The organism is Deltaproteobacteria bacterium (genome assembly GCA_009692615.1).
In the GTDB taxonomy this organism is placed as follows: Bacteria; Desulfobacterota; Binatia; order UBA9968; family UBA9968; genus DP-20.
The window spans coordinates 1-12,731 of sequence record SHYW01000014.1 but is presented as its reverse complement, the minus strand read 5'-3'; the positions used below and the strand labels follow the sequence as shown (position 1 = coordinate 12,731).

The window sequence follows — 12,731 nt, the reverse complement described above, 5'->3', positions numbered from 1 at the left end:
TATGAATCAACTTCCGGTCACCCCGGTTGCGATGCCGCCGAATGTGAGTGCCCGCGGGTCGAGCAAGCCGTCGAGCTCCGCCCGCGACAAGGAGGTTCTCTCCAACGCAACGTCTTTGATTGAGCGCCCTTCGGCGATAGCTTGTTTGGCGATCTCCGCGGCCTTTTCATAGCCGACGATTGGATTGAGCGCGGTCACTAAGACGGGATTTCTCTCGATCGCTGCGGCGATTTGCTCGCGGTTCACGGTAAAACCACCGACGGCTTTGTCCGCCAACGGCTTGCTTACGTTGGCCAAGATGTGCAGGCTTTGCAGCAAATTGTGTGCGATCACCGGCAACATGGTTAACAGCTCGAAGTTGCCGTGACTTGCGGCCATCGTGATCGCGGCGTCGTTACCGACCACCTGGGCCGCAACCATCATGACCGATTCGGATATGACAGGATTTATCTTACTCGGCATTATCGAGCTGCCGGGTTGGAGAGGTGGCAACACAATCTCGCCGAGTCCCGCTTGTGGTCCGGAATTCATCCAGCGCAGATCGTTGGCGATTTTCATCAGCGCAAGCGCCAGAGTTTTTAACTGACCGCTAAGTTCGACGCCGGCGTCTTGCGCCGACTGTGCCGCGAAGTGATTTGCGCTCTCGACAAATTTGATACTTGTCATGAGCGAAATGCGCGCGGCCACGCGCGCGCCAAACTCAGGATGCGCGTTGATCCCAGTGCCCACCGCTGTACCGCCGAGAGCGAGTTCGCCCATTCGTGGCAGTGTCGCGGTTAGCCGCTCGATGGATTGACGAATCTGCGCCGCCCAGCCGCCGATCTGTTGGCTGAGCCGGATCGGCATCGCGTCCATCAAATGAGTCCGCCCGGTTTTGACCACGTCGTCGTTTGCTTCGGCTTTGCGCAAAAGCTCATCGTGTAAATGATGCAGCGCGGGTAGAAGGTTCTCCTGTAATTCGATCATCGAAGCGATGTGCAGGGCTGACGGAATCACATCGTTGGATGACTGGCACATGTTGACGTGGTCGTTGGGATGAACAGTTGTGCTGCCGGCGATTTGCTTCGCGCGGGTGGCGATCACCTCGTTGGCGTTCATGTTGGTCGAGGTGCCCGAGCCGGATTGAAAAATATCGACGGGGAATTGTTCGTCGTGCTGTCCGTTGGCCACTTCCAGAGCCGCATTCTCAATTACCGTTGCCAATCTGGCATCGAGCAATCCCAATTCCGCGTTCACCGCCGCTGACGCCGACTTGATGATGCCCAGAGCGCGTATGCACGAACGCCCAAAGCGCAAGCCGCTGACCGGAAAATTTTCGATCGCTCTTTGAGTTTGCGCCATGTAAAGCGCGTCGGCCGGCACGCGCACTTCGCCGAGGCTGTCCTTTTCGATACGAGCGGATTGGTTATCCATAAGAGTTGCTCCTCTGTCAATTTGTCTGTGCGGCCCCATCGCTCGTAGGCATCATAGCACACGGAATGCCGGTCACCGCCACGGCGAGGCAGGTTGATCGATACGCACCGGCTGCTTACTTGACACTAGCCGCCGACAGCCGCTAGGTTGCCGCCATGATCATCAGCACCGGAGTCGATCTCGCCGAAGTTGACCGCATCCAGGCGGCGCTTGAGCATCCGCGCAGCGGGCGGCGCTTTCGCGATCGCGTTTTCACCGAGAAAGAAATCGCCTACTGCGAGAAGAAGAAGCGTGGCAAGTACGAGAGCTATGCCGGGCGGTTCGCGGCGAAGGAGGCGGTGATGAAGGCGCTCGGACGCGGCTGGGGCTCGAAGGTGCGCTGGCTCGATATCGAAGTGGCGCGGGCGCGCAGCGGCAAGCCGGAGATCGTTTTACATGACAAGACGGCGAAGCTTGCCGAAGAGTTGGGGGTTCGCCGCTGGGCGCTGTCGATCACGCATACCAAGCAGCACGGGCTGGCGTTCGTGATCGCGCAGGATGAATAGAAGAGTAATCACAAATGCCTAGCGCAGGAGAGCCGCAACCAAATTAGAAAAAAACTTTTCACCACGAAGGACACGAAGAGCACGAAGTTCGGAGAATAAATTGTCCGAACCCTTCGTGTCCTTCGTGATCTTCGTGGTGAGATCGGATTTTCCGGTTTCAAGTTATGTAGGATGCGGTGACTAACAGGAACCGCATCATTGGTCTTTCTTCGCGGGCAGCAAAAACAACGCGCCGAGGGCCCATATGCCGCAGAGTAAACCGGCGGCGGTCCAGCCGAGCATGTTGCGGCGGCTGTGGTTGGCGATGACGGCGCATAGGACGGCGTCGAGGATGTGGACGAGCGCGACAGTGGGCAGCAACAGTGCCGGTTCAATGTCGGGCCGTACGATGATCAGTCCGCTGAAGTAGCCTATCAGTTGGTAAAAATCCATGAACCGCTCTTGACGCTCCGTTTGGACAGCTAATATACTTGATCTCCGCGAAATTGGAATATTTTAATGGCGGTAAAAACCATCGAATGGAAGAACGATCGAGTCATCATGCTCGATCAGCGTCTCCTGCCGCACAAAGAGGTGTATAGGGTTTGCCGCGATTACAATCAAGTCGCGGCAGCGATCCGCTCGATGGTGATTCGCGGCGCGCCGGCCATCGGTGTGGCGGCGGCCATGGGGGTGGCGTTGGGCGCGCTTGGGGCGCCTGAGAAAACTTTCGACCGGGAGTTCGAGCGGATCGTTTTGACATTGGGAAAGACCCGGCCGACGGCTGTGAATCTGTTTTGGGCGCTGCGGCGCATGCGCGATGTTTACGCCGCCCAACGCAGCCGCGGTGTGGCAAACGTGCAGCGGGCGCTCAAAGACGAAGCGCAAAAAATTTACCAAGAAGATATCGCCGCCAATCGGCAAATCGGCAAGTTCGGCGCGGCGCTGATGCGCAACGCCAAACGGATCATGACCCACTGCAACGCCGGCGCGTTGGCGACGGCCGGTTACGGCACCGCGCTGGGCGTGCTCCGGGCGCTCAAGGAGTCGGGCAGCAAGTTTGAAGTTATCGTTAACGAAACCCGGCCGTTTCTCCAAGGTACTAGACTGACCGCTTGGGAACTCAAGAAGGAAAAAATTCCCGCGACGCTGATCACCGACAATATGGCCGGTTACATGATGGCGAAAGGTAAAGTCGACGCGGTGGTGGTCGGTTGCGATCGGGTGGCGGCCAATGGCGACGTGGCCAACAAGATCGGCACTTATACGATCGCCGTGCTGGCGCAGCGTCACAAGATTCCTTTTTATGTCGCCGGACCGACGTCGTCCATCGATATCGATTGCCCGACGGGCAACGATATTCCCATCGAGCAGCGCGATCCCACCGAGGTGTCGCATATTTTCGGTAAGCCGCTGGGGCCCAAGGGAATTAAGATATTCAATCCGGCGTTCGACGTCACGCCGCACGAGCTGATCTCGGCTATCATTACGGAAAAGGGAGTGATAAACCCTCCCTATCAACGGAACATTCGCAGTCATGTCAGTCATTGAGAAACACGAAGAACTCGAAGCTTATTTTCAAGAAGCAGGCAAACCGCGCGAGCGGTGGCGGGTCGGCACCGAGTCCGAAAAAGTCGGCGTCGACAAGCACACCGGTCAAGCGATTCCTTACTTCGGTCGGCGCGGCGTCGAATATATTCTGCGCGAATTGATCGACCGCTTCCGCTGGGAACCGATCGAACAAGACGGCCACATCATCGCGCTCAACCGCGAGCGGGCGCAAATCACGCTTGAACCGGGCGGCCAGATCGAGCTCAGCGGCGAGCCCTGCGAAAACATTCACTGCACCTATGGCGAGTTTGCGTTGCACATGCGCGAGCTCTTAGAAGTATGCGAGCCGCTGGGAGTTATTTTTCTCGGCCTCGGTATGCAGCCGGCGAGCAAGCTGGAAGAAATTCAATGGGTGCCCAAGCAACGCTACGGCATCATGGGGCCGTACATGCCGACGGTGGGCACGCTCGGGCAGCGCATGATGAAGCAGACCGCCACGGTGCAGGCCAATATAGATTTCCTCGACGAAAAAGACGCCATGACGAAGTTTCGCACCGGCATGGGGCTTGCGCCGGTGCTGATCGCCATGTTCGCCAACTCACCGATCTGCGACGGGCGCGTGAACGGCTACAAAAGTTTCCGCGAGCATATCTGGACTGATACCGATAAGAGCCGCCAAGGCTTGCTCAAGTTCGCCTTCGCGCCGGAAGCTTGCTTCGGTCATTATGTCGAGTACGCTCTCGACGTGCCGATGTATTTCATCATCCGGCATCACAATTATATTGACATGACCAGCAAGACCTTTCGCCAGTATCTCGAATACGGCCACAACGGCGAGCGGGCGACGATGGAAGATTGGGCCGATCATCTAACCACGTTGTTTCCCGAGACGCGCATCAAGCGCTATATTGAAATTCGGTCCGTCGACAGCCAGGCGCCGGAACTGATGCCGGCGCTGTCGGCGCTAATCAAAGGCACGTTCTACGACAACGATTGCCTGCTCGCGGCGTGGGATTTGGTCAAGAGCTGGAGTTGGGACGAGCGCAATCAGGTATATCTCGACTCTCACGAGAACGCTTTGGCGGCGCGCATTCGGCGCCATGCGCTGCTCGATATCGCAAAGGAATTTCTGGCGATCGCGTCGGAAGGGTTGCGCCGCCAGCATGTTCTCAACGATGCCGGCAACGACGAGACGATTTATCTAAATCCGCTGAGCGATCTGCTCGCTCAAGGCAAATGCCCTGCCGATGTGATCCTCGACAAATGGCACGGCGAGTTGCAGAAGGATCTGCGTAAGTTGATCGCTTATACTGCTTACAAGTTGCCGTAGGGTTGGTTCTTCGGTCGTTCCTGGATTGGCGAACCGAAGAGGGCGGGTCGCGACCCGCCCCTACATCGGATCGCGCGTAAATTAGTCTTCGCCGAAGTTGTCAGTGAGCATTCGTTGGTGGTTCAATTCAATTAGCCGCGCGACGATTTCGTTTTCTCTCATGGCGGTAAATTCTTTTACATAGCGGTGCTTGAGTTCGGTGATCCGGCGCAAACTTTCTTCGACCCGGGCGCGCATCAGCGGATCGTTGGCGGCCTCATCACAGAGAAGTTCAAAAGCTTGAATCGCCTTCTCCAAGTCGTGGCAGAAGAGCAACACGTCGACACCGGCGCGCACGGCTCGGGCGGCAGCTTCTTCGACGCCGTAGTTGTCGGCGATGGCTTGCATCTCCATGTCGTCGCTGAACACGACGCCGTCATAGCCGAATTGATAGCGCAGCAGGCCGGTGACGATGGCTTCGGACAAGGTCGCTGGCAGATTTCGATCTAATGCCGGGTAGAGCACATGGGCGGTCATCAGCGCTTCGATGCAATTACGGCACGCGTGGGCGAAGGGCGGCCATTCCACTGTCTTCAACTCGTCGAACGATTTCCGCACCATTGGCAATTCTAAGTGCGAGTCTTTGTCGGTGTCGCCATGGCCGGGAAAATGTTTGCCGCAGGGGATGATGCCGCCGTCGCGCAATCCTTGCGTCCACGCCGAGGCGATGTCGATGACTCGCGTTGGATCGCGGCCAAAGGCGCGGTCGCCGATGATCGGATTCTGAGGATTGGAATCGACGTCGAGCACCGGCGCGAAGTTGAGATTGACGCCGATGAGCTTCAGCTCTTCTGCCGCGGCGCGGCCGAGGCTGCGTGCAAGTTCAGGATTATTTTTTTCGCCTATGCGCGCTGCGGCTGGAAAGTGAGTGAACGGTGGCGGCAGGCGATGGACGCGGCCGCCTTCTTGATCGATGGCGATGAACGGCGGCGTTTCGCCGGCCGTATCCCATAGGCTTTGGCACAGGCCGCGCATTTGGGCCGGCTCGGCGCAGTTGCGTTTGAACAAGATCGCGCCGCCGAACTGATATTCGGCGCAGATCAATTGCTCATTAACCGTTAGGCTCTCGCCCTGGCAGCCGATGAGAAACATTTGGCCGATTTTCTCGCGCAGCGTCTCCATGGCCGGCCACTATAACATAACCTAGACAAGCTTTCGGTCTCCGTGTAGATTCGTCCGATCCATGGCGAAGGCGAAGTACATAGTCGTCGAGGGGCCGATCGGGGTCGGCAAGTCGAGCTTGGCGAAGATCCTGGCCAACGAGTTCCAAGCCCGGACGATCTTCGAACGGATCGAAGACAATCCGTTCCTGCCGAAGTTTTACAAATCGCGTGAGACCTTTGCCTTCCAAAATCAGACCTTCTTTCTGCTCAACCGCTACCAACAGCAGATGGAGCTGGCCCAGCATGACCTATTCAACCAAAATGTCGTCGCCGATTATCTATTCGCCAAGGATCAGATCTTCGCGACGCTGACATTAAGCGCTGAAGAGCTGAGTCTCTACCAGCAGATTTATGCGTTACTGAACACTCGGGTGGCGAAACCGGACTTGGTCGTCTATCTTCAGGCGCGCCCCGAGGTGCTTTACAAAAGGGTCAAAAAAAGGGATAAAAAATACGAGCGAAGCGTGACCGTCGAGTACCTTACCGAAGTGGCCCAGGCGTATAATCAGTTTTTTTTCCACTACGATGAAACGCCGTTGTTAGTGGTGAACACTTCGGAGATTGATTTCGTGGCGAGCAGCAAGGATCTGGCTGACTTGATCAAAGAGATCAATCATATGGGCTCGGGCACGCAGCACTATATACCGCTTGGATCCAGATAGTCGGACCGAGACGGATGCCAAAAGGCGTTTTCTGAGAAGAGCAGCGGCTCTTCTTCGCCCACGTTGGTCTTCCGGCTTTGCCCGGAGGGCCTTTTGTTTTTTTGGAGGGTAGATCATGGGCGACAAGATCACCGTACCGCATATTTTGAAGATGAAGCAGCGCGGCGAGAAAATCACTTGCTTGACCGCCTACGACTATTCCTTCGCGCGCATCCTCGACGAAGCCGGCGTGGAAATGCTCTTGGTCGGCGACTCGCTCGGCTGCGTGATACAGGGCGGACAAAATACTTTGGCCGTGACCATGGACGAGATGATCTATCACACCCGCACTGTAGTGCGCGGGCGCAAGCGCGCATTGGTAATCGGTGACATGCCGTTCATCTCCTATCAAGTGAGCCGCGAGCAGGCGCTGCAAAATGCCGGGCGCTTTTTCAAAGAAGCCGGCGCGGAAGCGATTAAATTAGAAGGCGGTGTCGCGGTGCGCGACGCGATTCACGCCATCGTCGCCGCCGGCATGCCGGTGATGGGCCATGTCGGTTTGACGCCCCAATCGGTGCACCAGTTTGGCGGCTACAAGATTCAAGGGCGGGAGAAAAATCGCCGCGAAGCGGTCATGCAAGACGCCTTGGCGGTGGAAGAGGCCGGCGCGTTCGCCGTGGTCTTAGAAGGCATGCCGAGCGATCTAGCGCAGGAGATCACCCAGCGCTTGACGATTCCGACCATCGGTATCGGCGCCGGCGGTCACTGCGATGGACAGGTCTTGGTGATCCATGACATGCTCGGTCTGTTCGATGATTTCACGCCCAAGTTTGTCAAACAATTCGCCAACATCAAAAGCGCCGTCAGCGGCGCGGTGAAAAATTTCATCGGCGAGGTGAAGGAGAAAACTTTTCCTGCCGAGGAGCATTCGTTCAAGTAGGAATGAGATTGGAGTGATGGAGTACTGGAGTGTTGGAGTGCTGGGTTGTTCGGATTCCGGAATTATTCAATACTCCATCACTCCAGTTCTCCAATTCATACCCTAAACGTTCATGCAGATCATCGAGCCTATCTCCGACATGCGCGCCTGGAGCGCAGCGCAGCGGCGCGCCGGTCGTCGTGTCATTTTTGTGCCGACCATGGGCTTTCTCCACGAGGGGCATCTTTGTCTGATGCGCGACGCGCGTTTGCGCGGCGATTCTGTCGTCGCGTCGATCTTCGTCAATCCGACCCAATTCGCGCCGGGTGAAGACTTCGCGGCCTATCCGCGCGACTTCGAGCGCGATCGGCAAATGCTCGATGCCGAGGGCGTCGATGTTTTGTTTCATCCGGCGGCTGCGGAAATCTATCCGACCGGAGCCGAGACTTTCGTCCAAGTCGAGAAGTTGAGCCTGCCACTGTGCGGCGCGGTGCGGGCCGGCCACTTTCGCGGCGTGGCAACCGTGGTTGCTAAGTTGTTAAATATCGTCCAGCCGCACACGGCGATTTTTGGCGAGAAAGATTTTCAGCAGCTGCAAGTGATCCGCCGCATGGCGCGCGATTTATTGCTGGACGTGGAAATCGTCGGCCATCCGATCGTGCGCGAAGCGGACGGCTTGGCGATGAGTTCGCGTAATTTCTATTTAACTGCGACCGAACGCCAAGCGGCGGTCTGTTTGTCGCGTGCACTGTGCAAGGCCGAGCGCTTATTGCGTCGCGGCGAAACCGCGGCAACGGCGATTGTTAACTTGGTCAGCGCCGAACTCGCTAAAGAACCGCTCGCCCAAGTTGAATACGTGCAACTGTGCGACGCCGAAACTTTGGACGCTGTTGCCGACGTCCACGCCCCAGCGGTGCTCGCGCTCGCCGTGCGCATCGGCAAGGCGCGCTTGATCGACAATCGCGTGCTCAGACCCTAAGGAATAACTGGCAGTGGCGGAAGAAGTTTCGACAAAAGTAAAAACTCGTTGGCGCGATCGGCTGCAACGCTATTTCCTCGCCGGCTTGTTGGTGTTTTTGCCGGTGGCGATCACGCTATGGTTTATCGGCTGGGTGATCGATTTGTTGGACAGCGTGCTGGCGGTACTGCCGGTGTCGTTTCATCCCAACAGCCACCTGCCGTTTCCGATTCCCAAACTCGGCGCCGTCGTTACGCTGCTGTTGATTCTGTTTCTCGGCATGCTCACGCGCGGCGTGGCGACGCGCCGGTTTCTCGCTGTCTGGGAAAGCGTTTTTGTGCAGATACCGGTTTTTCGCGGCATCTATACCGCCGTGCAGAAACTGGTGCAAACTTTTCTCGGCCCGTCCAACGCCGAGCGCCAGGTGGTGCTGGTCGAATATCCGCGCGTCGGTGTGTTCACCATCGGTTTTGCCATGGGCCGGGCTTGGTCCCATCTGGAGGAAAAACGTAACGCTCAACTGGTCAACGTGTTTGTTCCCACCACGCCCAACCCAACGTCCGGCTTCTACTTGCTATTTCCCATCGATCAAGTCACGCCGCTCAACATGACGATGGAAGAGGCGCTCAAGCTGATTACCTCCAGCGGTCTGATCACGCCGGACGAGAAAAATAAAAATGGCAACTAAAAAGACCGCGGATGCTGTAGAGCAGGTGGTATGCGTCAACCGTCAAGCGCGTCACAATTATTTCATCGACGACACTTACGAAGCGGGCTTGGTGCTGGTCGGCAGCGAAGTGAAGTCGCTGCGCGACGGCAAAGCCAATTTGAGCGACAGCTATGCCAACATTCGCAAAGGCGAAGCCTTCCTAATCAATTTCCACATCAGCCCCTATCCCGGCGCCAACCAGTTCAATCACGAGCCGACGCGCACGCGCAAGCTTCTGCTGCACGCGCGCGAGATCGACAAGCTCACCGGCAAGACCAAAGAACGCGGCTTAACCTTGGTCGCGCTCAAAGTCTATTTTAAAAACGGCCGAGCCAAAATCGAACTCGGCTTGGCGCGCGGTAAAAAGCTCTACGACAAGCGCGAAACCCTCAAGCGCAAAGACGCCGCACGGGAAGTCGAACGGTCGCTGCGGTCCAGACGCTGAGATTGCCGTCCAATTATTCGCATTGCCAGCGCCGACTAGAAACTCCAGAGCCAAAACGCTAGACTGGCTTTCAAGGGGGCGATATGGGATCGACGAGGGCGGGAAGACAAGGTGGCATGCCGGGGTTCTGTTATCCCGTTAAACAAACAGACTGCAATTTAAACGCAGATAATTTTGAATACCAACTAGCTGCTTAAGTGCCGCTAGCGTCTTACCGGTTTTCTCCCGCGGGATCGGATAAGATGTCATTCAGTGGGATGGGCCGATTCTCCTGCCGGAGGGGATGAGGCTGAGATCTAAACCGGATAGTTTCGCGAGACCCAGCCGCTGGGGGCTCGCGGCGCGAAATCAAAACAACGGCTAAGCATGTAGTCATACTTGACGGAAAACCTTCGGACGGGGGTTCAATTCCCCCCGCCTCCACCATTTACCTTTCCAGCCTGGTCCTAAAAAGCCCACAAAGTAGTTGTAATCACAGTAAATACGCTGATATAGTGTCCGGCATGGTCCCATGCCGTCCAATTACAGTTACCCCCATAGTGGGGGTAACTTTGGGGGTAACTGGTAGATCTGGAAAGTGAGTTACCCCCACATGCCGTTGACAGATACCGCTATTCGCTCCGCAAAGCCCCAGGCAAAACCATTCAAGTTGTTCGACGGCGGTGGTCTACATCTGCTAGTCGGCCCCGCTGGCGGCAAATGGTGGCGCTGGAAGTACCGCTTCGGTGGTAAGGCGAAGGGACTTTCCTTCGGCGTCTATCCAGACGTGAGTCTGAAATCGGCACGGGAAAGGCGGGATACAGCCCGACAGCAGCTCGCCGCTGGCGTCGATCCGGGTGCGGCGCGCAAAGCGGAAAAGCAGGCGCAGGCCGGCGCGGAAAGTTTCGAGGCCATCGCGCGGGAGTGGCACGCGAAGTTTTCACCGGGATGGGTAGCGAGTCACGGCGACCGTATTTTACGACGGCTCGAAAAAGACCTGTTTCCGTGGCTAGGCAAGCGGGCCATTGCGGAAATCAAAGCGCCCGAACTTCTGTCAGTGCTGCGCCGGATCGAGAGCCGAGGCGCGCAGGAAACGGCGCACCGGGCGATGCAGAACTGCGGGCAGGTTTTCCGCTACGCAGTAGCGACGGGCCGGGCCGAGCGCGACCCGACGGGCGATCTACGCGGCGCCCTCCCACCACCGAAAGAAAAGCACCACGCCTCCATCATCGAACCGAAGCGTATCGGCGCTTTGCTCCGCGCGATAGATGCCTACGAAGGTTACTTTGCGACGAAATGCGCGCTGAGGCTTGCGCCGCTGGTGTTCGTCCGGCCGGGCGAACTGCGTAAAGGGCAATGGCCGGAGATCGATCTTGAAAAGTCTGAATGGCGCATCCCAGGCGAGCGGATGAAAATGCGCGAGCAGCACATCGTTCCGTTGTCGCACCAGGCCGTTGAGATCCTGCGCGAGCTTGAACCGCTGACGAACCGCCCAATGGCCTCCAGGCCAAACGCTCCGTGCTACGTTTTCCCCAGCGCGCGAACGCGTGAGCGGCCCATGAGCGAAAACGCTGTGCTGGCTGCGCTGCGTCGGATGGGTTATCCGAAAGAAGAGATGACCGGCCACGGTTTCCGCAGTATGGCTTCGACGCTGCTCCATGAACAAGGCTGGAACCATCAAGCGATCGAGCGCCAGCTCGCCCACGCGGAACGCAACGCTGTCAGCGCCGCGTACAATTTCGCTGAGCATCTGCCGGAGCGACGCAAGATGATGCAGGCTTGGGCGGATTATTTGGATGGGCTGAAAGCTGGCGCGGAAGTAATACCACTATTCCGGAAAGCGTAACAAAAACTGATGAAAGGCAGGTGCTTTAAGGACCTAGCGAAGCAAGCGAAATGTCAATCGAGTGGTCCCGTCTTACTCAGCAAAATTGTTTTGCTGCATTTTCAGGAAGTATCCGGTGGCTTGTGTTGGAACGCCATCGCAAACTCAATCAACCAGCTGACTAATAGCAAATGCGCCTCAAACTCGTCTATTTCAGACCGAATATCTCGCGAAATTCGCGTATGTGTCGGTCAGAATTTTCGGCTAAATTCGGCGCAGCCCGAAAGAGTTTCAATCTTTTCGGATCAAGTTTCGGGGTCAAAGGTTCCACTTCAGGATGAGCGGGAATTCTATAAAACGACCGAATTACAGATTGCCCCTCCTTGGAGATCACGAAATCAAACATGAGCTTCGCCGCATTGGGATTTGGAGGACGGACTCCCATAGACACAAGTCGCATGCCGGTCACAATTGGATTGGATGTATCCGCCCAATCAATGGGAGCGCCTTGAGCCTTCATCTTTTCTGCTCGGTGAGCGTAAATTAAGGCCAGCGGGAACTCTCCTGCTGCCATTTGTTGGGCGATAAGAGTGTGACCCTTGCGCCACTGCGGATCTTGCTTGGCAAGGTGCTTCATAAACGCCTTCCCTTTTTCTTCTCCCATAGATGCTAGCATGGCCATGTACCACTCATGGTCTTCTGTATCCAACGCGATATTGCCCTTCCACTTGGGGTTAAGCAAATCTTCCCAATCTTTGGGCGCCTCCTTGGCAGAAACCATCTTTGTTTGATAACCGATGACGTAATGACTGTCATAAAGATCATTCCACTGGCCCTCTGGGTCCTGCGCAGAAGGAGGATAAGGTTTTCTTTCGGGTGAGATGTATTTGCCCAATAGACCTCGTTTGTAAAGCGGCCATATTTCAAAAGCACCATTGTTTACGATGTCATAAAGATATCTGCCGGCCCGTGTTTCCGTCAGAATCTTGTTAGCGACCGCTTCAGTGCTGGAGCGATAAGTCTCGACCTGAATGAAGGGATATTTTTTCTGAAATGCGCCCGAGAGTTGCTTTGTGTCCTCGGCGCTGTTGCCGCTGACCGAAAACTGACCCACTTTAAGGTGTGATGCCGATCCAAAATTGACCCAGGTGTTCTACTTGTCCTGCCTAATTTCTAGGCAGGAGATAAAAAGGGTGATCACCATGGAAATATTGGGCAAGATACGACGGCTTTAT

General features: G+C 56.4%; 13 protein-coding genes and 1 other RNA gene. 10 read left to right on the top strand and 4 right to left on the bottom strand.

Going from position 1 to position 12,731, the window contains the following annotated elements; translation table 11 throughout:
• Positions 1 to 6: 6 nt before the first annotated feature.
• On the bottom strand, positions 7 to 1,413 hold the full coding sequence (locus tag EXR70_05110; protein ID MSP37850.1) for a class II fumarate hydratase: 1,407 nt from the start codon (positions 1,411 to 1,413) through the stop codon (positions 7 to 9).
• Between the two features lie 155 nt (positions 1,414 to 1,568).
• On the opposite strand from EXR70_05110, the gene acpS reads away from it, so the two are divergent.
• Complete coding sequence (gene acpS, locus EXR70_05105) at positions 1,569 to 1,958, top strand: holo-[acyl-carrier-protein] synthase (protein ID MSP37849.1); 390 nt, start codon at positions 1,569 to 1,571, stop codon at positions 1,956 to 1,958.
• 195 nt (positions 1,959 to 2,153) lie between these two features.
• On the opposite strand, the gene EXR70_05100 is transcribed toward acpS, so the two are convergent.
• Complete coding sequence (locus EXR70_05100) at positions 2,154 to 2,390, bottom strand: hypothetical protein (GenBank protein ID MSP37848.1); 237 nt, start codon at positions 2,388 to 2,390, stop codon at positions 2,154 to 2,156.
• 66 nt (positions 2,391 to 2,456) lie between these two features.
• Here EXR70_05100 and mtnA point away from each other — a divergent pair, with 66 nt between their 5' ends.
• Together mtnA and EXR70_05090 are read left to right on the top strand one after the other, a co-directional pair.
• On the top strand, positions 2,457 to 3,488 hold the full coding sequence (gene mtnA, locus EXR70_05095) for an S-methyl-5-thioribose-1-phosphate isomerase (protein MSP37847.1): 1,032 nt from the start codon (positions 2,457 to 2,459) through the stop codon (positions 3,486 to 3,488).
• A complete protein-coding gene (locus EXR70_05090; GenBank protein MSP37846.1) occupies positions 3,475 to 4,818 on the top strand; it encodes a glutamate--cysteine ligase in 1,344 nt (447 codons plus the stop codon). Before mtnA ends, EXR70_05090 begins: the two co-directional genes overlap by 14 nt.
• Before the next feature lie 81 nt (positions 4,819 to 4,899).
• Here EXR70_05090 and nagZ read toward each other — a convergent pair whose 3' ends face one another.
• Positions 4,900 to 5,979: a beta-N-acetylhexosaminidase gene (gene nagZ, locus EXR70_05085; protein ID MSP37845.1), complete on the bottom strand. Its 1,080-nt coding sequence runs from the start codon at positions 5,977 to 5,979 to the stop codon at positions 4,900 to 4,902.
• A gap of 61 nt (positions 5,980 to 6,040) precedes the next feature.
• Between nagZ and EXR70_05080 the strand changes: the two genes are divergently transcribed.
• From EXR70_05080 to EXR70_05050, 7 genes are all read left to right on the top strand, one after another.
• Positions 6,041 to 6,682, top strand: coding sequence for a deoxynucleoside kinase (locus EXR70_05080; protein ID MSP37844.1), 642 nt, complete (start codon positions 6,041 to 6,043; stop codon positions 6,680 to 6,682).
• Positions 6,683 to 6,797: 115 nt separating this feature from the next.
• A complete protein-coding gene (panB, locus tag EXR70_05075) occupies positions 6,798 to 7,601 on the top strand; it encodes a 3-methyl-2-oxobutanoate hydroxymethyltransferase (protein ID MSP37843.1) in 804 nt (267 codons plus the stop codon).
• 112 nt (positions 7,602 to 7,713) lie between these two features.
• Positions 7,714 to 8,559, top strand: a complete 846-nt coding sequence (locus EXR70_05070) for a pantoate--beta-alanine ligase (GenBank protein MSP37842.1) — start codon at positions 7,714 to 7,716, stop codon at positions 8,557 to 8,559.
• Positions 8,560 to 8,572: 13 nt separating this feature from the next.
• Positions 8,573 to 9,226 (top strand): DUF502 domain-containing protein, encoded by a 654-nt coding sequence (locus tag EXR70_05065; protein ID MSP37841.1) that lies wholly within the window; start codon positions 8,573 to 8,575, stop codon positions 9,224 to 9,226.
• Entirely contained in the window at positions 9,216 to 9,692 is a 477-nt protein-coding gene (gene smpB, locus EXR70_05060; protein ID MSP37840.1) for an SsrA-binding protein SmpB, read from the top strand. The genes EXR70_05065 and smpB overlap by 11 nt, the downstream gene beginning before the upstream one ends.
• A gap of 74 nt (positions 9,693 to 9,766) precedes the next feature.
• Positions 9,767 to 10,118: a transfer-messenger RNA gene (gene ssrA, locus EXR70_05055) on the top strand.
• Positions 10,119 to 10,284: 166 nt separating this feature from the next.
• Positions 10,285 to 11,517, top strand: a complete 1,233-nt coding sequence (locus EXR70_05050; GenBank protein MSP37839.1) for a DUF4102 domain-containing protein — start codon at positions 10,285 to 10,287, stop codon at positions 11,515 to 11,517.
• A 187-nt stretch (positions 11,518 to 11,704) separates the two neighbouring features.
• On the opposite strand, the gene EXR70_05045 is transcribed toward EXR70_05050, so the two are convergent.
• Entirely contained in the window at positions 11,705 to 12,610 is a 906-nt protein-coding gene (locus EXR70_05045; GenBank protein MSP37838.1) for an extracellular solute-binding protein, read from the bottom strand.
• Positions 12,611 to 12,731: the final 121 nt, after the last annotated feature.